This window comes from Streptomyces sp. NPDC002573 (assembly GCF_042889625.1).
Taxonomy (GTDB): domain Bacteria; phylum Actinomycetota; class Actinomycetes; order Streptomycetales; family Streptomycetaceae; genus Streptomyces; species Streptomyces gibsoniae.
Genome location: NZ_JBIARC010000094.1, coordinates 1 through 20,743 on the forward strand (window position 1 = coordinate 1; position 20,743 = coordinate 20,743).

Below are 20,743 nucleotides of genomic sequence, written 5' to 3' on the forward strand. Positions count from 1 at the left end.
GGAGCCGTACCGAACTCCGCCGCTTCGCGGCTCCGGGCCAAGGATGCATTCCCTCCCCGACTAAAGTCGGGGATACCCTGCAAGATCAGGGATGGAGTCCGTGCCGGGCAAGTGGCAGGCCGTGGCTGTTCACTGTTCAGCCGGAGCGATACGGCGACCGGTGAGGCGCCTGGGCTGGATCGACACCCAGGTCTCACGTAGACCGCCGGCCCATGGCTCGGTGTGGGCATGCTCCTCCAGCCGCCGCACGGCATCGGGCTCCGCGACAGCCTGCGCGGGGCCGACGACGAGAACGCTCCAGCCCTGGGCCGTGGTCTCGTCCACACGATCGACCTCGAAGGCGACCTCCGTTCCGACGGCCGTCGCGGCCACGGAGTCAGGCGTCGTCCGGTAGGCGATCGCGTCATCGATGACCTCGTAGTTCACGGGGACGACCGCCGGCCCCCCGGAGGTTGAGATCGCGACGCGCCCCACACCGTGTGTGGAAAGCAGCACGCGGCACTCGTCGGGGCCGAGGTCTCGCAGGTGAGGGTGCAGCAGCGCGTGGCCCTGGCCAGGCGGCAGATCGATACCGCCACCGCTCAGGGCCGCGACGCTGGTGCCCAGCGCCGCGGCGAGGCGGAGGAGAGTCGCCAGGTCCGGATCGGCCGGATGCTCTTCGAGGTAGGCGAGGTAATCCGGCGCCATCGCGGCACGGCGGGCGGTTTCTCCCCGGCTCAGGCCCTGCCGCTTGCGTTCGACGGCCACGCGGCGACCGAGGTCGCCAGGTACTTCAGCAAGCGAGGTCCCGCCGGGCACCGCACGCGCGCCCTTCACCCCCGGCGGGCTGGAGGACTCCCGGGTTCTCACGGGCTCGTCTTCGACGTGGCGGACGTGCGCGTCGGGCCCGGGGAACACGAGGGTCACCTCTCCCGTGTCCGACCAGCGCACGTCGTAGGGAGGCGTTCCATCTGCGTGACGAAGTCCTACGATCTCGCCATCGCGCCGGGTCGCATCGGTCGCCTGGCCTTCGATGACGAGTCGATCGCCGAGGTGAGCTCGCATGATCGCCACCCTTCCCGCACAATCGTGCTGTACCCCAACGTGCCACGTGCGACAGTCCGGCGCATGCGGTGCCGGCCCCGGGTCCAGGAGGGGGTCCGGCCCGGACGGGCCGGACTCGAGACCACCGGCCTCGGGCACGCGCCAGGCGGCTCACTTGCGAGCGACGTGTTTCTGACACGGCGAACGCGAGACCACGCCGGCTGTCAGGACCGGAAGGGAGCGCGGAGGTGCGCCACAGAACGGTCGAAGAACTCATGACCCGACAGGTCGTCCGGGCGCGGCGTGATATGCCGTTCAAGGAGATCGTCAAGCTGCTCGCGGAGAACGATGTCACAGCCGTGCCGGTGGTGGACGAACTGGACCGTCCCATGGGGGTGGTGTCCGAGGCCGACCTGCTGCGCAAGTGCGCAGACCAGGCCGACCCGTCCGGCCGGACACCGATTCCGCATCTGGAGGCCTGGGAGCGGGCCAAGGCCGAGGGGGCCAGAGCCGAGGAACTGATGTCGGCTCCTGCGGTGTGTGCGCGACCGGAGTGGAGTGTGGTGGAGACGGCTCGCCTGATGGAGGTCCACAACGTCAAACGGTTGCCCGTGGTGGACGAGACGGACCGATTGCAGGGCATCGTCAGCCGCGCCGACCTGCTGCGGATCTTCCAGCGCCGCGACGACGCCATCCGCGACGAGATCACAGAAGACGTGCTTAGGCAGACGTTGAACCTCGCTCCCGAAGAGGTGACCGTCGAGGTCCGCGAGGGGCAGGTCACCCTCCGCGGATCCGTCGAAAGCAAGAGCCTGATCCCCATCATCGAGCGGCTGTGCCGGAGTGTGGACGGCGTGATCTCGGTCTCCGAGCACATCACGTACCGGACCTGACGACGCCCGGCGTTGTTCCAGCGGCCCATGAGGCACCCGGGACTCGGCGCGTAGCAGGCAGTGCGGCTTCGCGAGGGTGCCACCGGACCACTGCGCCAGCATCCGGCAGCAGGGAAGCTGTCCGGTAGCTTCGCAGTACCGCTCGCATGTACCGCCCGGCGGTTCGGCAGACGCGGTCGACTCCTGTCGCGATGCGGTCCGCGACGGGCTCGGCGACTCTGGAAACGTAAGGCAGGCGTCGGGAGGAGCGCTCCATGCGCTGGGAGACGATCCGCAAGGACGCTGCACCGCGTGTGCCGCCGAATCTCACCCGCTACCACCAGGCCTGTACGGATTTCTCCTGGTCACAAGCGCGTAGGTCGCTGGCCGGCCTACCCAGCGGCGGTCTGAACATGGCATACGAGGCAGTCGACGAGCATGCCGGTCCGGAACGCGCGGACAAGCCCGCGCTGCGGTGCGTCTCCCGCGACAACACCCTCTCGACTGTCACCTACGGCGAACTGGCCCGTCGTACATCCGGCTTCGCGAACGTCTTGCAGTCGCTCGGGATCGGCCGTGGCGATCGTGTGTTCACCTTGCTCGGCCGTTGTCCCGAGCTCTATACAGCGGTGCTCGGCACGCTGAAGAACACCAGTGTGCTGTGCCCGCTGTTCTCCGCCTTCGGCCCCGGCCCGGTGGAGGAGCGGCTGCGCCTCGGTGATGCCCGGGTGCTGGTCACCACCGCCGCCCTGTACCAGCGCAAGGTGGCCGAGCGTCGGTCCTCTCTGCCCGAGCTGGAACATGTGCTCATCGTCGGACCGGGAGCCGGCGACCTGCCGGGAACCGTCTCCTTCGACGAACTCGTGTCCGGCGCTCCGGAGACCTTCGCCATCCCTCCCACCTCCCCCGAGGACATGGCCCTGCTGCACTTCACCAGTGGCACCACCGGCACCCCCAAGGGCGCCATCCATGTCCACGAGGCGGTGGTGGCCCACTACGCCACAGCCGCGTTCGCGCTGGACCTGCACCCCGAGGACGTGTATTGGTGCACGGCCGACCCCGGCTGGGTCACCGGCATGTCGTACGGCGTCATCGCCCCGCTCGTCCACGGCGTGACGGTGGTCGTCGACGAGGGTGACTACGACGCCCGGCGCTGGTATCGGATCCTGAGCGAACAGCGTGTCACCGTCTGGTACACCGCGCCCACAGCCCTGCGCATGCTCATGCGTGCCACGCCCCGCGAAGGCCCCTACGACCTGCCCCGCTCCTACGACCTGTCGGCGCTGCGCTTCATCGCCTCCGTCGGCGAGCCCCTCAACCCCGAAGCAGTGGTGTGGGGGCAAGAGGTGCTCGGCCTGCCGGTGCACGACAACTGGTGGCAGACCGAGACGGGCTGCATCATGATCGCGAACTTCGCTGCAAGCGAGATCCGGCCCGGCTCGATGGGACGGCCGCTGCCCGGCGTCGAAGCTGCCGTGCTGCAACAGGGCGAGGACGGCCGGGCCCTGATCACCGACGGCAGGATCACTGAGGTGGAAAGCCCTGATGTGGAAGGTGAGTTGGCGCTGCGCCCGGGCTGGCCGTCGATGTTCCGTGGCTATCTGCACGACAAGGAGCGGTACGAGGCCGCGTTCGCGGACGGCTGGTACCTGACCGGCGACCTGGTCAGGCGAGATGCGGACGGCTGGTACTGGTTCGTGGGGCGCACCGACGACGTGATCAAGTCGGCGGGGCACCTCATCGGCCCGTTCGAGGTCGAGAGCGCGTTGATGGAGCACGAGGCGGTCGCCGAAGCCGGGGTGATCGGTCGACCGGATCCCGTGGCCGGGAACATCGTCAAGGCGTTCGTGTCACTGCGCCCCGGCATCGAGCCGACCCCGGATTTGGAGCGGGAACTGCTGGCCTTCGCCCGTCATCTGCTGGGTCCGGCCGTCGCGCCGAGGGAGGTCGCCTTTGACCAGAACCTGCCCAAGACCCGCAGTGGCAAGATCATGCGCCGACTGCTGCGGGCACGCGAACTCGGCTTCCCCATGGGGGATTTGTCCACCTTGGAGGGATCGGCATGAGCCTGGCGCGACCCGCACCCGTCCCGAAGACCGCAGCTGCCCCGAAGCCCGCGCAGAAGACCTCGAAAAGCAAGCAGGGCACAAGGACCAGGCTTCCTGCCGATCGGTCGGCTGCCCGGCACCGGGTGGACCTGCTGGAGGCGATGCTGCGCATCCGGCACTTCGAGGAACGCTGCGTCGAGCTGTACAGCGCAGCGAAGATCCGCGGCTTCGTCCACCTCTACATCGGCGAGGAGGCCGTAGCCGTCGGTGTCAACGAGGCGCTGACGTCGGACGACGCTGTGGTCTCCACGTATCGCGAGCACGGCCACGCACTGGCACGGGGTATCCCGGCCGAGGCCGTGATGGCCGAGATGTACGGCAGGACGACTGGCTGCAGCGGCGGCCGGGGCGGGTCCATGCACCTGTTCGACGCGAGCCGTCGCTTCTACGGCGGCAGCGCGATCGTCGCCGGCGGCCTCCCGCTGGCTGCGGGTCTCGCCCTCGCCGACCGCATGCGCGGACAGAAGCGCGTGACCTGCTGTTTCTTCGGCGACGGAGCCTTCGCCGAAGGCGAGTTCCACGAGACGGCAAACCTTGCAGCTCTCTGGAACCTGCCTCTGCTGCTCGCCTGCGAGAACAACCTCTACGCCATGGGAACAGCACTCTCCCGGGAGCACGCGCAAACCGACCTGGCCATGCGCGCGGCCTCCTACGGCATGCCCGCCTGGGCCGTGGACGGCATGGACGTCGAAGCCGTCGAGCAGGCGGCCCGCCGGGCCGCCGAAGGCATCCGGGCCGGCACCGGACCGCACTTCCTGGAGCTGCGCACGTACCGCTTCCGCGCCCACTCCATGTACGACCCGGACCGCTACCGCGACAAGGCGGAGATCGAACAGTGGAAGGCCCGTGACCCGATCAACCAGCTCATGGACCGCATGCGCGAGACCGCTGAGCTGGGCGACAAGGAGCTCGCCCGGATCGAGCACCAGCTCGTGGAAGAACTCGAGCGCGCCATCGACGCGGCCGAGCAGGCACCCGAGGAGCCGGTTGAGAACCTGCTCCGCCATGTCACCAGTGCTTCGACGGGGGTGGTGAGTTGACCACGGGCGCCAGCGCGACCGAGACGTCGAAGACGACCTACCGGGAGGCGATGCGCGAGGCACTGCGGGAGGCGCTGCGATCCGACGACCGCGTGTTTCTCATGGGCGAGGACGTCGGCCACTACGGCGGATGCTTCGGGGTCAGCCTCGGCCTGCTGGAGGAGTTCGGCCCCGAACGCGTTCGTGACACTCCGCTGTCGGAGTCCGCGTTCGTGGGAGCGGGCATCGGTGCCGCCCTGGCCGGGATGCGGCCGATCGTCGAGATCATGACCGTCAACTTCAGTCTGCTCGCCCTCGACCAGATCCTCAACAACGCTGCGACCCTGCTGCACATGTCGGGTGGCCAGCTGCCCGTCCCGCTGGTGATCCGTATGACGACGGGCGCGGGCCGCCAGCTCGCCGCACAGCACTCGCACAGCCTGGAAGGCTGGTACGCCCATATCCCCGGTATCCGGGTGGTCGCCCCAGCCACCGTTGAGGACGCCCGCCACATGTTGGCACCGGCGCTCACCGACCCCGACCCGGTCCTGATCTTCGAACACGGAAGCCTCTACAACGCCTCCGGTGAACGCACCCTGCATCCCGCCCCGGTGGACCTGGACCACGCCGCGATCCGCAGGCCCGGCACCGACGTCTCCCTGATCACGTACGGCGGTTCGCTGCCCAAGGCTCTCGTCGCGGCGGACGAGCTGGCTGCCGAGGGCATCAGCGCCGAGGTCGTCGACCTGCGCACGCTCCGTCCTCTCGATGACGAGGCCATCGGTGCCTCCGTGGCCCGCACTCACCATGCGGTCGTCGTCGACGAGGCGTGGCGCACCGGGAGCCTCGCCGCGGAGGTGTCCGCCCGCATCGCCGAGCGGTCGTTGTACGAACTGGACGCGCCCGTCGAGCGGGTGTGCAGCGCGGAGGTGCCCATCCCCTACGCCCGGCGGCTGGAGGAGGCCGCCCTGCCGCAGACCGCTGGCATCGTCGCGGCCGCACACCGGGCGGTGGACTGAATCATGGCCGAGTTCACCATGCCGTCTTTGGGAGCCGACATGGACGAGGGAACGCTCCAGGAATGGCTCGTACAGCCCGGCGCCCTGGTCCACAAGGGCGATCCGGTGGCTGTCGTCGAAACCGCGAAGTCCCTGATCGAGGTGGAGTGCTTCGAGACCGGGACGATGGGAAAGGTGCTCGTCGAGCCGGGTACGACGGTGCCGGTGGGCACTCCGCTTGCGCTGATCGAGCCGACGGCAGCGGAACCCAGAAGACCTGAGAAGGCCGAGAGGTCCGACAGGGCCGTGGAGGAACCACCGGTCCGGCCCGCGCACAGGCGCCCGCGGCCTCCCCTCGGGGCGGGCCCCTTGATCCGACACCTCGCAGAGCAGAGCGGCATCGACCTGGAAACCCTCCACGGATCCGGGCCCGGAGGGCGTGTGACCCGAACCGACGTCGAGCAGGCAGCGGCCGCGGCTACTGGCGCTCGGCCGTCGCGCGTCCGGGCCACCCCCCTCGCCCGCCGCCTCGCCGCCGAACTGGGCGTCGACCTCACCGCGGTGTTCGGGACCGGCAGGGAGTCCGCCATCCGCGCCGCGGACGTGCGCAAGGCCGCTCCAGGCCCTGCGGCGGCCGCCCCGCCCCCGGGCCACGTCACCGCACCCGTACGGCCTTCCCGTCCTTCGGAGGACCGGGCGGCGGCCATGCGTCAGGCGATCGCCGGCCTGATGGCCCGCGCCAACCGCGACATCCCACACTACTACCTGGCCACCACCGTCGACATGGCCGCAGCGATGGACTGGCTGCACGAGCACAACCGGCGCAGCCCGGTCGCCGAGCGCCTCGTTCCCGCCGTCCTGCTGCTCAAGGCGGCCGCCCTCGCGGCTCGAGAGGTACCCGAACTCAACGGTTTCTGGACCGACGACCACTTCACCGCGGGCGAGGGTGTACACCTCGGGGTAGCCGTAGCCCTGCGCGGCGGAGGGCTCGTCGCTCCCGCCCTGCACGACGCCGAGACCCTCGAACTCCCGCAGCTGATGACTGCCCTGAAGGATCTGGTCACGCGTGCCCGCGCGGGCAGGTTGCGCGGCTCCGAAGTGTCCGACTCCTCGATCACGGTCACCAATCTCGGTGATCAGGGCGTGGAAGCGGTCTTCGGCGTGATCTACCCGCCACAAGTGGCCCTGGTTGGCTTCGGGCGGGTCGTCGACCGGCCGTGCGCCGTCGACGGCCTGTTGGGCGTGCGGCCGGTCGTCACGGCCACCTTGTCGGCAGACCACCGAGCGACGGACGGTGCCGTCGGGTCCCGCTTCCTGACAGCGGTCGACCGCCTCCTGCAGAACCCGGAGCAGCTGTGAACCGAACTGATGCACTGGACGTAGTCAAGGAGTCGATCGACTACGTCGTCCCGGACGCCGACTTGGACACGCTTGGACCCGACGACGCCTTCCGCGACGCGCTCGAGATGGACTCGCTGGACTTCCTCAGCTTCATCGAGACCCTCAGCAAACGTACCGGCATCCGCATAGACGACGAGGACACGCCGCAGCTCACCACCCTGTCCGGCTGCGCCGACTTTCTCATCGCCCGTACGACGTGAGGTGCCGTGGCCGAACGCGCGGCAACCACACTGGTCCAGGACGGGCCCGGACCGTGGCCATGTGCCGCGTCGCCCGACCTCGGAGCCTTCAAGTCGGCCGAACACTACGCCGGACTGCTGCAGCGACTCAGCGCCGCACGCGGTGCCGCCGCCCGCCCGGCGCGGGCTCTACGCGTTACTGCGGCGGGGGTCGATGGGATGCGCGGCCGCGGTCAGTCCTTGACGGGCCTGTCATCGATGTTGTAGTCGATCAGTGGCCTGACCGTGACCACGCCGTCCACGCCCGTGGCGAGCCGTTCGGCGATCTGGGCGGTGCTGCGCTTGTCGACCTCGCCGCGCAGGGTGACGACGCCATCGTGAACCTGGACCTGCACCTCCTGTCCGCCCAGCCGCAGCATCCCTTTCAGCACGTCGTCGCGTATCTCATCCCGGATCTCCTCGTCAGGGCGCAGAAAGACGCGCAACAGGTCCAGACGGCTGACGATGCCGACGATGTGCTCCGACTCGTCCACAACCACCAGCCGCTTGACATGGTGGCGGTCCATCGCACGGGCCGCCTGGGCGACTGGCCAGTCGGCGTGAGCGGTGGCCACGGGAGCGGTCATCAACCCGGCAGCGTTCTCCGCACGCGCTTTGGCCTTCTCGTGCGGCCACCCAGGCGGTGCTGCCTGCGCGCCATACATGTCGGGCTGTTCACCCTGCTTGCGGAGCAGGTCGGCTTCGGACACGAGCCCCATCGGCGCACCACGCTCGTCGGCCACAGGCACGGCACTGATGCCGTGGCTGGACAAGACGGAGGTGATTTCCTTGAACGGGGTCTCCGGTCCCACGGTGACGACATCTCGTGTCATCACCTCACTGACAGTGCTGTGCTGGGTGGTCATCGTCGCAGCTCCTTCCTGCCTGCGCGTTGCGCGGTGAATGCCAGCTCCCCCCACCTCTCCACTGTGCTCCTCCGCGTCCGGTCGGTCCCGGGGCCGATGGTCCCCAATGCCAGAGACTCCCCGTTGGGCACGGCGCTCGCCGAAGTCACCCGTGCGGACTTCGCCACGCGCACTGTCCGGTGCCCTGCCGGCCCAGCAGGAGGCTGCCCCGTGGGCGGGACCGGCACCCGCAATCCCCCCAGCGCAAAGGGTTGCCCGCCTCGACAGCAGCGCGGCGTTCCTCACGCCCAGCAGCCCGAAGGCGATGACGACCACCAGGACGGTCGATTTACGTAGGCAGCGCGATGAGCGCGGCAGAGCCTGTCCATGCGCTGTTGGTAGGCGGTGGTGCAGGCGCAGGCCCGCCAGTCGCAACTCAGGGCCTCCAGGGCGGCGCGCCTGCCCCGCAGACGGGCCAGCGGTGGGCGGCGCGGCCATCGCTGCCGAACAGCCAGGTGATGTCGTAGACGAGGGCTCCCACGATCAGCGTGGCGATCAAGGCCACGACACTCACCGCTCGCCCGGGCCCGGAACGGTCAGGGCCGACTGGGTCCGGTGGGGTGATCGTGCTTGTGCAGCGAGTCCTCGTCCCGGGCGTTGCGGTACTGATCGTGGCCGCCGTGCATGTCCTGGCCGCGCATGTTGCGCATCATGAAGAACATCATCAGCGGGCAGACAGCCATGAGGGCGAGCCAGATAAGGCTCACCAGTTGGATTAGCGAAGCGTAGTGAACCCTGTGGCAGAGTGCTACGTGCACGCCCGGCGCCCAGGCGACGTCGGGCACCCTCCTCGGTCGGGTCTTGCGGCCCGGTCGACCAGCGTCCGGAGGGACGTGCCACGCGGGCTGGCGGCTCCTGTCGTTCAGTACCAGGGCACGAAAGCGATTGGCTCCCAAGGCTGAGCAACGCTCAGGCTCGCTAACCCAATCAGAGACGTTTTGCAGCGACGCGCCGAGGATCAGGGCTCCGAGATGACGATCGCGGTGGCGAGCGCGTACATGCCGTAATTGCGCTTGTTTACGACCGGCCTCCTTCAACGGAGGGCATGGCCCCACCGGCGGCCGTGTTTTCAGGGTTTGGTGAGGGGCCCGGCGTGCAGTGCGTTCAGACGGCGCTGGTAGTCGTCCTCGTCGATCTCCCCGCGAGCTAGCCGCTCGCGGAGGATGTCCTCGGCCGAGGGCGTGGCCGGGGTGTGGGTGTGCTCCTGGGGCCGGTTGAGTGCGCGAAAGAGCAGCACGGCGACTGTGACGATCAGCGCCCAGAACAGGATCATGCCGGCCGACATCGCGAACCAGCCCCAGCCGCTGACGTCATGGTCGTACCAGAACATCATCACCACTCACCCGCTTCGGCCTTGTTCCGTGGCTGGATGCGGAGAGCACCCAGCCCTTCCCTCGCATCGTCCCGCCGCTGGACGTGGCGGTCTGGGGCCGGATGGTCCAGGACCAGTGGGCCATTGCGCCCCTACCAGGTAGGGGTAGCTGGGCGCACGCTGGAGAGTTGACCCGACAAGGGAGGCGAGAAGCCCATAGGTGCCCTCGATGTCGTCGTCGTTGTAGCCTCGGCCCTGCTGATCGCCGCGCTGGGCTGGTACTTCTTCGGACCGCGCCGTGTCGGTGCCGCCCGGCTAGAGGGCGGAGCGCAGCGGGTGGTTGTGACGGTGCGGGGCGGGTACAGCCCCGACATGCTCAAGGTCCGCCAGGGTATTCCGGTGGAGCTGGTCTTCGACCGGCGGAAGGCAGACGAGTGCACCTCCCGTGTGGTCTTCCCAGACCTGAAGGTCGGCGCGGGTCTGCCCGCTCATACCCGCACCACCGTGCGGCTGCATCCGGACCGGCCGGGCTCCTTCAGGTTCGCCTGCGGCATGAACATGATCCACGGCGCGCTGCTGGTCGAACCCGCGGAAGGCTTCGCACCGTCCGCCCCGGACAGTCACGATGCCGCGGCCGCTGATGCTCGTAGGTTTCGCCGTTGATGGCCTGGCGCAGGTTGGCCGCGTCCGCTCCGACCACGCCGGCCAGGGCGGCTGCCTCGTGCAGGTGCTCGTTCAGCTCGGTCTGCGCTGTGGTCCGGAACAGCTTGCCCACAGCCGGTTGGCCCTCACGGTCGGCCTGGGCACCGTAGAGGTCGTACGAGGCGTAGGCGAACCCCTCGCCCTTCATCGCGGTGGTGAGGTCGGAGAGCGTCTGCGGGCGCAGAGCCCGGGCGGCGCTGTACGGAGCCCGGTGCTGATCGGCTGGCACGGCAAGGGCTACAGCGGTGGCAGCCTGTGAGGCTGCCGTCAGCGTGCAGAGGCCGAGGTCCTCCTTCGGGGCACTTCGGGGTGAGGTTCTGCGAGGCACCTTGGGTGGGGGGCTCTCTCCTCATGTGACTCGCACTCGTACACCCCCACTCCTTCACGCAATCCCTTCGGGTGAATACGCACAGTGATTGTGCGCCTGGTCGGTCGACGTTCTCCGGCCGAAGAAGCTGCCAGACGGCTGTCGGCCCCTTCCCGTCATGCCGAGATGTTGGGCCGTCCGTCCCCCGTCGAGGACCTTCGACCCGTACCGGCCTGGGGGCTCCTTCGACACGTTGGGTGGTGACAAGGACTCCCTCCACCACCGCATCATCGGAGGAGAAACGTCATGGCCGTCCACCACGCGCGCTGGCTCCCACACCGGAACCAGACCGTTCCTCCGGCCGACCAGCCCCGCGATCTCGCCGGGCGGGACGGGCTCACCCCCGCCGCAGCCAGGGTGGTAGCAGGCGCGCGGCTGATCATGAGCTTCATGTTCCTCTGGGCCTTCCTGGACAAGACCTTCGGCTTCGGCTACGTCACACCACCGGCCAGAGCATGGATCAACGGTGGCTCACCCACGATGGGCTTCCTTAGGCGCGTCAACGTCGGTCCCTTGCAGTCGACTTTCCAGAGCTGGGCCGGCGCAACCTGGGCCGACTGGCTGTTCATGCTGGGACTCCTGGGCATCGGACTCGCCCTGCTGGGCGGTATCGCGCTCAGGATCACCGCGGTCTGCGGCACGATAATGCTCGCCTTGATGTGGGCTGCGGAATGGCCGCCCGCAAAGCACCTCTCCGACGGCTCTCCGAGCATGTCCACCAATCCTCTGGTGGACTACCACATCGTCTACGCGGTGCTCCTGATCGTGCTCGCCGCAGTGGGCGCCGGAAACACCTGGGGGCTGGGCCGTGCCTGGGCGTCCCTGCCACTGGTCCGCAACCATGTCTGGCTCCGCTGACATCGGGCCGCAGATCGGCGACGCAGGCCGCGTTCGTTGAGCAGAGTGCGGGCTTGCCGGAGACGTAGCCGCCATCCCGGTGCATGGTGACGGGACCTGTCCGCGCGCGTCGGCACCAACTGGACCCGCCTACCCGTTCGACGCCGCGTCGGCACCCTGAAGAACACCCCTAATCGTCATACATGTCCTCGGCCGCGGATCACGGTTGCGCTCGTCTGAGTTTTCGATCTTCCCGTTTTGTTGCTCGTGTTGCTCGGTGTTTCCCACCCCGACCACCACCCGCGCCACTCCAGCCTCAGGCACGCCGCGAAGGGCGGCATCAGTACGCCGATGCAGCTGGCCCGCTCCCACGTGCACTTGTCCGGCCAGCCGGACGGACCCGCCATCCCCACAGGCCGGAAGCCGGGACCCGGCCCCCGGAGCCAGCGGCCGACGCGTCGAGCGCGGCGGGCATGCCGAGGCCGACTGTGCCACCTGTTCGCTGCGACAGGCGGCCTTGGCGCGGCGGCGTCCGACAAGCGGCGGTCACCGAAGCACCACGCAGGTTCTTTGCGGGTTCCGTCCCGGGCAGCAGCGCGAGCTCGTGCAAGTCCGGCACACATACGTATACATCGACGACTGTCGTGAGACGGAGAAACAGGACGTCGCGGTCGGAATCGACGACAGCGCTTATGAGTCGGCCTGACGTTTGATCCGCACCGCAGCGCAGAGGGACTCCGCCAGGTCCCGATCGAACGGCTCAGTGCCCGGGGTGAGTACCGACGCAGCAGCCACGGCCACCCCGAGCGCGCAGGCGTCGACCGGATCGTCGCCTGCAACCAGTCGCACGGTGAGTGCGGCCACCATACTGTCCCCGGCCCCGGCGTCGCTGAGCGGCTCCCCGGGCAGCACAGGCGCCCGCAGTTCGGTGTGGCTGCGACCAGTCGAGCACAGAGCGCCGAGTTCGCCGAGGGTCGTGACGGCGACTTCGACTCCTGCCGCGAGCAGGTGCTCGTTGACAGCGCGGGCGTCGTCAAAGCCCCGCACGGGTCTGCCGACGAGCCAGGCGGCCTCGCTGCGGTTGCACCTCAACAGGAAGACGCTCTCCTGCAGCGACTCACGCAACGCAGGCCCCGAAGTGTCCAGGACCAGTCGGGACCCGGCCGTCTTGACCTGGCGGGCGACAGCCGCGTAGAAGTCGTCAGGCACGCCGCCGGGCAGACTGCCGCTGGCCACGACGTACTGGTGAGTCCCGAGTGCCCGGTCCAGCGCGTCCAGGCAGCGCCGCGCCTCGTGGTCATCGATCCGCGGGCCGGGCGGCACGATGTGATAGCTACGGCGTGACTCAGTCTCGAACAGCACGAACGCTTCGCGCGTCTCACCCGCGATGCCCACGGCCAGGTGCTCGACGCCCTCCTCGTCCAGTAGCCGGTTCAGGCGCTGGCCGGTTTCGCGGCCGGCGGTGTGGAGGGCAGTCGCCCGTCCGCCGAGCCGCGCCACGCCCCGGGCGACGTTGATCCCGCCGCCGCCGGCGGCCACGAACCTGACCTGGGCGCGGGTCTTGCCGACGTCCTCCAGATGGTCGACCTCGCAGCAGATGTCGACGGTGGGGTTCAGCGTCTGCGTGAGGATCAACGGAATGGTCTGCGGCTGCGAAGTCCTCCCGCCGCTCTCCGCCGCAGGCGCACCCCACACTTCAGCGGCGCTCATTGCTGTGACCGGGCTGTCGTGATGGTGATCTTCCACTCCTGCTTCTCGACCTCGGCCGACGGGCCTTCATGGTCAGGATGCTCCTCTCGTAGGCGGCGGTGGTGGCGTGCTTCCCTGGCTCCAGCGGGCGGCTGGACGCTGCGGGCGAAGGATCTGCGGCGGAGTTCGGAGTGCTGCTCGTCCTCCTTCCCCTCGATTCGCTCGGCGTGAACAATCAGCGCCCCGTCCCTGGTGAACGTCTCGCCTCGGATCACGGGGAGAGGTGGAAATCGACGGGGAAGCCCTTGAACGGGCCCGGAAACGAAGGCCGCCAGTACGCGCTTGCGGAGTCGTTCGCCAGCCATCTCCACCCTCCTCGCGGGGCCGGGCTGCTCCTCTCATCCTGCTGCTCGAGCACAGCGGACGCGATCGGGGCAGGGGAAGTCCGCCGGCCTGGAGCTCGGCCGACAGCGTCATCAGCTCCGCTGCGTTACCGGCGAGGCGTTTGAAACCGCCCGGCCCGTGTGGGAGGCAACCGGCGACACGGACGCACTCCAGCAGTTCCTCAAGGACAACGGGTGTCACGGAGTAGAAGCAGTGTTCGTGACCATGAACCTGCTGAACTGCGATCTTGCCGAAGCTCAACGAGCCTTCTTCACCGCCCCATGCCGTGACGCCGAACGCCGCTTCCACAACCACGCCATGGACCTGCTCGAAAAGGCCGCCGACACCGAAGCCTGACAGCACCAGCGGCCCAGCAGAGGCCCTTGACTCGGCCATTAAGACTCCGCCGACCTCGGGAGCCAGGGCGCAGGTAGGCCAGGGGCGCCCGCCCTGGATAGGCCCGAGCCTCCATCAGACCCGGATAGCTACACGGAGCGGCACCACCACAGATGAGGCACAATGCATCAATATGTGCAAGATCGTCGGAATTGAACGGAGTGGTCGATGGGGCGTCCCTGGCTGCACGTGCTGGCACAGGTGGTCCCCGTTCCGCTCGGGCTGCTGTTCAGCGGTGCACTGGTCTGGGGTGCCACCAACGCCGACTGGAGTGGGACCACCAGCAACAGCGGCAACACGTGGGAGTCTGGCTCGCTGGGGCTGGCCAACGACAGCAAGGTGCCCATGTTCCGCGTCGACAACATGCGACCCGGCGACACAGGCTCCAACTGCATCAGGATCGAGTCGAACGCTGACTTCCCCACCGCGCTCAAGCTGTACAGCAACTCACCGAACTGGCCAAGCAACTTCCAATCCTTCATCAACCTCAAAATTGAGGTAGGAAGCGGCGGCACCTTCGGCGACTGCAACGGCTTCACTCCGCAAATGACTGCGTTCGACGGCACCCTGGACCAGTTCGTCGCCCTGCACACCGACTTCCGCAACGGCGTGGGTCCCTGGACCCTGCCCGGCAAGCCACCCAACTCGCTGAGCTTCCGCTTCGCGTGGAAGTTCAGCCGGAGCGCACCCAACAGCGCACAAAGCGTGGTCACTAACGAGGTGACCTTCACCTGGGAAGCGCGGGAACACAAGTGACTCTCCCAAGTGACCTAGCCGCCAGCACCCCCTGCCAACCCACGGCCAGGCGTGCCCGGCACCCGATCCGCGCGGTCACCTCGGTCACCTCACGTACCGTGCTCGGCTCACTGATTGGGCTGCTCATGTGGGCGCAATTGCCCGTGGCGGCGCTGGGCTGGACAGCGTGCGTGGTGCAGTCCGGCTCCATGCGTCCCGCCCTCATGCCGGGCGACGTCGTTCTCTACCAGCCACCACCGCGCGACCGCACACCGGCGGTGGGCCAAATCGTGCTGGCCCAGGACCCCACCCGACCCGGCCATCTGCTCACTCATCGGGTCTACCAGGTACTTCCCAACAACGACCTGATCACCAAAGGTGACGCCAACTCCACACCGGACTCCACCCCGATCCGACCCACGGCACTCGAAGGCGTAGCACGGTTGCGCGTACCCTCGATCGGGCTGCCAGTCCAGCTCTGGCGCGCCAAGCAGCCCGTCCCTGAGGCAATCCTGCTGCTTGGACTTGCCGCTCTGCTTGCGCTTGCCGCTCTGCCACTGCACAGCCGCAACCGACACAATTAGCCCCGGTGCTTGCTGAACAGAACTCAATGGATGACACTCTTCCCCTGGCTGGCCCGATCCGCCGACACGCGGGCCGAGGACCGGCAAGGCGACGCCTCCGCGCGTCTCGCCAAACCCGGACCCGACGCGGCAATCCGGCTCCCCGGGACACACCGACCCGTGCCCACACCGCCCCTGGCCGCCCCCCCTGACGGCAGTCTGACGAAGAACGTATTGCGGTCTCACTCTTCAACGACGGGCAGCCGTGACGTCCACGGCAGAGGACGAGCGCGCTCCGTTTCAGGACTCCCTCGCCGACTCCCTGCGGGCCCGGGACATGGCAGTCAGGTGCCGGGACAGCGCCGACCACGGTGACATCGCCCCCGCGCTCCAGGAGGACGAGGCGACCGTCAAGGTGCTGCGCCGACAGGACGGGCAGGTGTCCCTGGTCCCTCACAACCCGCCTACGAGCCGATCCCCGGCGACAAGATGTAGATCCTCGGCCAGGGTGTCGGCGTCCTGCGGGTGCTCTGAGAAGGCGGAAATCCCTTGGAGATTCGCCTGTTCGGCATGCCAAGCTGTCACCACCGAAGGGGTGTAGCTCAGAGGTCAGAGCGCCGGTCTCCAAAACCGGATGCCGCAGGTTCGACTCCTGCCACCCCTGCCACGAGCTGCACATCGAGTACTTCGCCGTATGGGACCGATCCTGCGCCTACGCGGGCGCTGTCCTCGCCCCGTTGCGGGCCCGCACGTACCAGTCCTCATCGTCTGCGGCGGCCGGTCCGGCGCCGAGCAGGCTGGCGGCGAATGTGATCGGCAGCAGGACGGCGCACGCGCCGCGCAGGCAGGGTATGGATCCCCAGGATGGCGGTGTTGTGTTCGTGGACGGCGCTCGAGTTGAGCGCAAAGGCCGTTTCACGGGCTCATTCCCCCTGAGAGGGCGTTAAGTCCGTTTCCGCTAGCGGCCGCGTCCGGGTTGGGTGAGGAGTCCCTGGCGGACGAGTCGTCCCAGGCGGGAGCGGGTGACGTTGATCGAGGGCTCGTCGGTGGGCAGGCCGGGGTGCTCGTGCAGATCGCGGACGCGGAACACCTTCCCGGGGTACTCGTTGAACGTGGTCACGATGCGCTGGTAGACGGTGGCGGTCTCCGCGGGGGCCGTCGTCTGGTCGGGAGGGGTGAGGCCGTCGATGACCTTGCGGGTGGCGGCGAGCTCGGCCAGGCGGGCTTCGGTCTCGGCGAGGGCGGTGGTGAGCCGCTCGATCTGCTCGCGCAGGTTGTCGGCTCGGGCGGCGGTCTCATCGTGTTCGGTCTGCAGCAGCCGCAGGAGTTCGCTGACGTTCACGCGGCCAGCTCCACGTCGTCCCGCCAGGTGGGGGCAGGGGCGGTGAGCCGGCGGAGCATGCCGGCCCGGCGCCCGAGCAGGAACGGAACAGAGAACCGGAACGGGTGGGTTCAGGGGCGTGCGAGGGTGTCGATTTGTGCAGCGAGGTCGGGGTGGGTGGTGGTCAGGTGGGGGCGGGTGGCGTCGAGGGGGCGGATGAGCTCGGCGGGGTCGTCGTGGGCAAGGGCCGTGTGGAGCTGGCTGAGCGGGAGGCGAGCCGTGGTGGGCAGGTCGGTGAGGGCGGTGATCTGGCCGGCGATGCGGCGCAGGTCGGCCGCGTTGTGGCGGGCCCAGGTGGCGGTGGTGCGTTCGGCGGCGCGGCGTTCGCGGGGGGCCTGGACGCGTTGTTCGCCGGTGGTTTCGGCGGGGCCGGGGCGGCCGCGCAGGTAGCGGCGTTCGGCGGCCTGGCGGCTGGCGACGCCGAGGGGGTGGGCGAGGTCGACCCAGCTGGCTCCCGCGTCGCGGGCGGTTTCGATCAGGCCGGTCTCCCATCCGGCGAGTTGCTCGCGCACCCGCCGCAGCAGCATCAGGGAGGCCAGCGCCTGCTCCGGCCCGGGGCGGCCGGGCGCATCCGGGGTGTCCGGGGACTCTCGCTGGGCGTCGCGGAGGGCGTCGTCTACGGCAATGCAGGGCCGCCGCGGCGGCGAGGAACGATGCCGGGGTATGGGCGTTCGTGCTGGTCGTGGACGGCTGGTCGGCTGCGGTCACGGCACCTCCTTCTGATGTCATCATGTCGACGACATCATGTTTGTCATCCATTAGATGACATGTTACAACGGTGTCAGTGAGGCGCATTGGCAGCAACTGCCTGAACCTGCTGGAGGTGATTTCACGATGTTGATGCGCACTGACCCCTTCCGTGAGCTGGACCGGCTGGCGCAGCAGCTGATGGGCCCGGGCACCTGGTCCCGCCCGTCGGTGATGCCGATGGACGCCTACCGCGAGGGCGAGGAGTATGTGGTGGCCTTCGACCTTCCGGGCGTCCCTGCGGACGCGATCGACATCGACGTCGAACGGAACATGCTCACCGTCAAGGCCGAGCGGCGGCCAGTGGCGAAGGCCGACGACGTGCAGATGGAGCTGTCCGAGCGGCCGCTGGGTGTCTCCTCCCGCCAGATCGTGCTCGCTGACACCCTCGACACCGAGCACATCCAGGCCGACTACGACGCGGGCGTGCTCACCCTGCGCATCCCGATCGCCGAGCGCGCCAAGCCCCGCAAGATCTCCATCGGCGTTGGATCCGGCCGCACGGAGATCTCCGGCTGACACCGGCCGGACGGGTGCGGAGAGCGGCACCTGATCTCCCCCTCAGCCCGCTCTCCGCACCCCCATGGGCAGTCCGAGGAAGGGTGGCGGCCGAGATGACTCTGCGACGCGAAGCGTTCCTCGGCCACGTGAAAGAACGCGGCAAGTTCGACACTACGGAGGAAGCCGAGCGTGCGGCCCGTGTGGTGCTCGCCCTCCTCGGCGCACACCTGGTCGGCGACGTCCGCGCTCAGCTGGCGGCGCGCCTGCCTGAGGCGTTCGCCCTGATCCTGCTCAACCCGCTGCAGAGCGCCGAGCCGCTGCCCCCGGAGCGGTTCGTCCGCGCAACCGCCGCGTGGATCGAAGGCGCCACAGAGCAGACCGCGGCCTGGGACGTCAGCGCCGTGCTGTCCACCGTCGCCGACGCCGCCGGCGAAGACCTGCTGGGCCAGATCCTGCTCCAGCTCCCCGCCGGCTACGACCTGCTCTTCGGCCGCCCCCAGCGCACCTGACCATCCCGCACCCCGGTGCCCGAACACCGGCCACAGCAAGAAAGGCAACCACCCCAGTGATCTCCGACCGGCAGGAACTGGTGGCATGGCTGGGCCCGACGGTGCAGTGCTACCTGACCGCAACGAACCCGTGAGCGTACGAGCCCCAGGACGGTCCGGGCCGCGACGACAGCCGGCCGTACGCGGAAAACGCCGGGGGCGCCGCGGCAGTGGCAAACAGAACAACCGCTGCCCAGCGAAGCCTCCTTTCCCGGCGAGCAGGCGGCCAACGGCGCAGCACCGCGCTCGCCTGGGACTGCCGCACGCGGCCGCTTCCCGCGCCGCACCCGCGCCAGGGGCACCGGCCAGGTGCGCCTGCGGCGGCCCGCCGAGCGACCCCCGCCCGGCTGCACGGCTTCCAGCCGTTGAACAGCTGCGCAGGCGGCTGCCGGCCGGCGCAGCCCCGGTTGGCGCGGCACCTGGATCTCGCCGCCTGCCGCCGGCACCGGACGCCCGTCCGCCGGGCACCTGTCCTGCGGTTCGCAGGGGCTCAGCACCGCAGGTGCGCGGCCGCAGCACCGACCCGCTGCCGACGCGCATCGTGCTCGTGCATACCATCTGCCCGCACACATCACCTTCACCATTCCCCCGCAAGTCCTGGTGTCCTGCTGCCCTAACTGGAGAACCGCGTGCGCCACCGCCCCCTGCTGTCAGCCGTCCGCGCGCTTGTTCTCGCCGCAACGGCTGCCGGATGCTCCTCCGGCGCTTCCGGAAGGCCTCCCACCGACTCCGGGGACGTCCTCAAGGCGCTGCAGAAAGCGGGCGGTCCGGCAGGGCCCATCCACGACAACCGCTATGACGTCGTCCTGCTGCCCTTGCCGCCCAGCGTCATGCAGGGCGGCGGCCCGCCGCCTCCCACGTACGGCCAGGGCCACGGCCAACGCGGAGATCGACCGGCCCAGCGGCAGCGCGGACTTCTTCGGGCTGCTCTCGGCGACCAGCTTCGGCAGCTCCCAGGATGCCCAGAATGCGGCTGCCTGGTGGAACACCGGACCGGGGGCGGAGTTCCAGCAGCCGCTCGCCGTCGCATGCGCGAACCTGATGGTGACGGGCGACTGGGTGCAGCAGCACGGGCAGGCACAGACCCTGCACCTGCTGCATCAGGCCTACGCGTCCTGCCCGGATGCGGCCCGCCCCTCATCGCCGACCCCGACCGGGCAGACGCCGCTGGCCAGTTCGGCCGCCCCCGAACCCGCTGGCACGGCCTCCCCCGGCTCTGCCCAGCCCGGCACCTCCGCCCCTGCGCCCACTGCCCAGGGCACGCCGACCGGCTCAGGCGCCGCCTCACAGGAGACTGCGGCCGCCGCGCAGCGCCGAGCGCTGGCGAAGACCTACACAGTCGGCCACTTCGCACTCAAGCTCACTGATGCCGAGGTGACCGACGACGGGACCGGCCCACCACCTACCTTTCGGCCACCGTCACCTCGCAGTCGTCCGACACAGCAGACGCGGAGCAGCGGGGCCTGGTGGTGACGCTGCTCAAACCGTCGGGCAAGACCGCAGGCCGCGGGACGCTGTGCGTGGAACTCTTCGGCGGCACCAGCGGCGCCTACGACGTCACCCAGGACGGGGGCAGCCCGGACTGGACCTGGATCCGGGTCTCGCTGAGCCCTGCCTCTCCGTGCTGAGCGGCCCCGAACGGCGTGGGTCCTCGGGGCTTGTCGGGCCTCCCGATGGGTCCCGGCTTCTTCACGTTCTGGACAACACCGGCACCCGCTCCGTGCGCAGATGCCACGGTGTCCGCAGCAACTTCCGCACCGCCAAGGGGGGCCCGTGCGCCGTATCGTCTCGGCTGCGTCAAGCACACACGTCTCTGGCTGGAGCAGCGCAAGGTCGCCTACGTGAGGGCCACCACCAAGGTCAACGACACGGTGGTCACGACCGGCTGGGCCGAGGCCCGGGTCGACGAGCTGATCGCCGCGCTGCCCCGACAACGCTGGAGGCGGCTGTCGGGCGGGCCGGGCGCGCACGGCGAACGCGTCTACGACTGGGCGCGCGTCGCGATCCGCCCTTGCTGGGAAGACGGCTTCGGGCACT

24 protein-coding genes, 1 tRNA gene and 3 pseudogenes are annotated in these 20,743 nt (G+C 69.1%); 19 read left to right on the forward strand and 9 right to left on the reverse strand.

Translation table 11 applies throughout. The features are described from left to right. Positions 1-129 precede the first annotated feature (129 nt). Positions 130-1,044 carry a DUF1918 domain-containing protein gene (locus ACFYX0_RS41535; RefSeq protein ID WP_388979501.1) on the reverse strand — a complete coding sequence of 305 codons (915 nt, stop codon included), beginning with the start codon at positions 1,042-1,044 and terminating at the stop codon, positions 130-132. A gap of 227 nt (positions 1,045-1,271) precedes the next feature. On the opposite strand from ACFYX0_RS41535, the gene ACFYX0_RS41540 reads away from it, so the two are divergent. The 6 genes from ACFYX0_RS41540 to ACFYX0_RS41565 all read left to right on the forward strand — a co-directional run bounded on the left by ACFYX0_RS41540 (position 1,272) and on the right by ACFYX0_RS41565 (position 7,621). Then, positions 1,272-1,916 (forward strand): CBS domain-containing protein, encoded by a 645-nt coding sequence (locus tag ACFYX0_RS41540; protein ID WP_388979444.1) that lies wholly within the window; start codon positions 1,272-1,274, stop codon positions 1,914-1,916. Positions 1,917-2,170: 254 nt separating this feature from the next. Continuing rightward, positions 2,171-3,961, forward strand: coding sequence for an acetate--CoA ligase (gene acsA / locus ACFYX0_RS41545; protein ID WP_388979447.1), 1,791 nt, complete (start codon positions 2,171-2,173; stop codon positions 3,959-3,961). Continuing rightward, positions 3,958-5,043: a pyruvate dehydrogenase (acetyl-transferring) E1 component subunit alpha gene (gene pdhA / locus ACFYX0_RS41550; RefSeq protein WP_388979450.1), complete on the forward strand. Its 1,086-nt coding sequence runs from the start codon at positions 3,958-3,960 to the stop codon at positions 5,041-5,043. The genes acsA and pdhA overlap by 4 nt, the downstream gene beginning before the upstream one ends. Further along, a complete protein-coding gene (locus ACFYX0_RS41555; protein WP_388979453.1) occupies positions 5,040-6,041 on the forward strand; it encodes an alpha-ketoacid dehydrogenase subunit beta in 1,002 nt (333 codons plus the stop codon). Before pdhA ends, ACFYX0_RS41555 begins: the two co-directional genes overlap by 4 nt. Positions 6,042-6,044: 3 nt before the next feature. Further along, positions 6,045-7,379 carry a 2-oxo acid dehydrogenase subunit E2 gene (locus ACFYX0_RS41560; protein WP_388979454.1) on the forward strand — a complete coding sequence of 445 codons (1,335 nt, stop codon included), beginning with the start codon at positions 6,045-6,047 and terminating at the stop codon, positions 7,377-7,379. Continuing rightward, on the forward strand, positions 7,376-7,621 hold the full coding sequence (locus tag ACFYX0_RS41565; protein ID WP_388979456.1) for an acyl carrier protein: 246 nt from the start codon (positions 7,376-7,378) through the stop codon (positions 7,619-7,621). Before ACFYX0_RS41560 ends, ACFYX0_RS41565 begins: the two co-directional genes overlap by 4 nt. 212 nt (positions 7,622-7,833) lie before the next feature. On the opposite strand, the gene ACFYX0_RS41570 is transcribed toward ACFYX0_RS41565, so the two are convergent. The 4 genes from ACFYX0_RS41570 to ACFYX0_RS41585 all read right to left on the reverse strand — a co-directional run bounded on the left by ACFYX0_RS41570 (position 7,834) and on the right by ACFYX0_RS41585 (position 9,877). After that, positions 7,834-8,505: a CBS domain-containing protein gene (locus ACFYX0_RS41570; protein WP_388979458.1), complete on the reverse strand. Its 672-nt coding sequence runs from the start codon at positions 8,503-8,505 to the stop codon at positions 7,834-7,836. A 415-nt stretch (positions 8,506-8,920) separates the two neighbouring features. Beyond that, the gene (locus ACFYX0_RS41575; RefSeq protein WP_388979460.1) at positions 8,921-9,049 is read right to left on the reverse strand and encodes a hypothetical protein; all 129 of its coding nucleotides are present in this window, start codon (positions 9,047-9,049) and stop codon (positions 8,921-8,923) included. Between the two features lie 31 nt (positions 9,050-9,080). Then, entirely contained in the window at positions 9,081-9,599 is a 519-nt protein-coding gene (locus ACFYX0_RS41580) for a DUF2933 domain-containing protein (RefSeq protein WP_388979463.1), read from the reverse strand. A gap of 14 nt (positions 9,600-9,613) precedes the next feature. Further along, positions 9,614-9,877, reverse strand: a complete 264-nt coding sequence (locus ACFYX0_RS41585; protein WP_388979465.1) for an SHOCT domain-containing protein — start codon at positions 9,875-9,877, stop codon at positions 9,614-9,616. Positions 9,878-10,126: 249 nt separating this feature from the next. Between ACFYX0_RS41585 and ACFYX0_RS41590 the strand changes: the two genes are divergently transcribed. From ACFYX0_RS41590 to ACFYX0_RS41600, 3 genes are all read left to right on the forward strand, one after another. Beyond that, on the forward strand, positions 10,127-10,519 hold the full coding sequence (locus ACFYX0_RS41590; protein WP_388979504.1) for a cupredoxin domain-containing protein: 393 nt from the start codon (positions 10,127-10,129) through the stop codon (positions 10,517-10,519). Next, on the forward strand, positions 10,497-10,817 hold the full coding sequence (locus ACFYX0_RS41595; protein ID WP_388979468.1) for a hypothetical protein: 321 nt from the start codon (positions 10,497-10,499) through the stop codon (positions 10,815-10,817). The genes ACFYX0_RS41590 and ACFYX0_RS41595 overlap by 23 nt, the downstream gene beginning before the upstream one ends. 354 nt (positions 10,818-11,171) lie before the next feature. Further along, positions 11,172-11,783 (forward strand): hypothetical protein, encoded by a 612-nt coding sequence (locus ACFYX0_RS41600; RefSeq protein WP_388979471.1) that lies wholly within the window; start codon positions 11,172-11,174, stop codon positions 11,781-11,783. Positions 11,784-12,452: 669 nt separating this feature from the next. On the opposite strand, the gene ACFYX0_RS41605 is transcribed toward ACFYX0_RS41600, so the two are convergent. Both ACFYX0_RS41605 and ACFYX0_RS41610 read right to left on the reverse strand, forming a co-directional pair. Next, entirely contained in the window at positions 12,453-13,472 is a 1,020-nt protein-coding gene (locus tag ACFYX0_RS41605) for a 1-phosphofructokinase family hexose kinase (protein ID WP_388979474.1), read from the reverse strand. Next, entirely contained in the window at positions 13,469-13,726 is a 258-nt protein-coding gene (locus ACFYX0_RS41610; protein ID WP_388979477.1) for a hypothetical protein, read from the reverse strand. Before ACFYX0_RS41610 ends, ACFYX0_RS41605 begins: the two co-directional genes overlap by 4 nt. A 328-nt stretch (positions 13,727-14,054) precedes the next feature. On the opposite strand from ACFYX0_RS41610, the gene ACFYX0_RS41615 reads away from it, so the two are divergent. From ACFYX0_RS41615 to ACFYX0_RS41635, 5 genes and pseudogenes are all read left to right on the forward strand, one after another. Continuing rightward, entirely contained in the window at positions 14,055-14,192 is a 138-nt protein-coding gene (locus ACFYX0_RS41615; RefSeq protein WP_388979480.1) for a hypothetical protein, read from the forward strand. Positions 14,193-14,399: 207 nt separating this feature from the next. Next, positions 14,400-14,987 (forward strand): hypothetical protein, encoded by a 588-nt coding sequence (locus ACFYX0_RS41620; protein WP_388979483.1) that lies wholly within the window; start codon positions 14,400-14,402, stop codon positions 14,985-14,987. Positions 14,988-15,085: 98 nt separating this feature from the next. Next, positions 15,086-15,550, forward strand: a complete 465-nt coding sequence (locus ACFYX0_RS41625) for a signal peptidase I (RefSeq protein ID WP_388979485.1) — start codon at positions 15,086-15,088, stop codon at positions 15,548-15,550. A 340-nt stretch (positions 15,551-15,890) separates the two neighbouring features. Then, positions 15,891-16,024 (forward strand): annotated as a pseudogene (locus tag ACFYX0_RS41630) (LexA family protein); the annotation flags it as partial. Between the two features lie 96 nt (positions 16,025-16,120). Then, positions 16,121-16,196, forward strand: a tRNA-Trp gene (locus ACFYX0_RS41635). 291 nt (positions 16,197-16,487) lie between these two features. Here the strand turns inward: ACFYX0_RS41635 and ACFYX0_RS41640 are convergent. Both ACFYX0_RS41640 and ACFYX0_RS41645 read right to left on the reverse strand, forming a co-directional pair. Further along, on the reverse strand, positions 16,488-16,871 hold the full coding sequence (locus ACFYX0_RS41640) for a PspA/IM30 family protein (protein ID WP_388979488.1): 384 nt from the start codon (positions 16,869-16,871) through the stop codon (positions 16,488-16,490). A 110-nt stretch (positions 16,872-16,981) separates the two neighbouring features. Next, positions 16,982-17,618 (reverse strand): annotated as a pseudogene (locus ACFYX0_RS41645) (type III effector protein). A 126-nt stretch (positions 17,619-17,744) separates the two neighbouring features. Between ACFYX0_RS41645 and ACFYX0_RS41650 the strand changes: the two are divergent. The 5 genes and pseudogenes from ACFYX0_RS41650 to ACFYX0_RS41670 all read left to right on the forward strand — a co-directional run. Continuing rightward, positions 17,745-18,176 (forward strand): Hsp20/alpha crystallin family protein, encoded by a 432-nt coding sequence (locus ACFYX0_RS41650; RefSeq protein ID WP_388979491.1) that lies wholly within the window; start codon positions 17,745-17,747, stop codon positions 18,174-18,176. A 95-nt stretch (positions 18,177-18,271) separates the two neighbouring features. Then, positions 18,272-18,667, forward strand: a complete 396-nt coding sequence (locus tag ACFYX0_RS41655) for a DUF2267 domain-containing protein (RefSeq protein ID WP_388979493.1) — start codon at positions 18,272-18,274, stop codon at positions 18,665-18,667. An 834-nt stretch (positions 18,668-19,501) separates the two neighbouring features. After that, complete coding sequence (locus tag ACFYX0_RS41660) at positions 19,502-20,179, forward strand: hypothetical protein (protein ID WP_388979496.1); 678 nt, start codon at positions 19,502-19,504, stop codon at positions 20,177-20,179. Further along, positions 20,173-20,334 carry a hypothetical protein gene (locus ACFYX0_RS41665; RefSeq protein ID WP_388979498.1) on the forward strand — a complete coding sequence of 54 codons (162 nt, stop codon included), beginning with the start codon at positions 20,173-20,175 and terminating at the stop codon, positions 20,332-20,334. Before ACFYX0_RS41660 ends, ACFYX0_RS41665 begins: the two co-directional genes overlap by 7 nt. A gap of 213 nt (positions 20,335-20,547) precedes the next feature. Continuing rightward, a pseudogene (locus ACFYX0_RS41670) lies at positions 20,548-20,743 on the forward strand (IS701 family transposase); the annotation flags it as partial.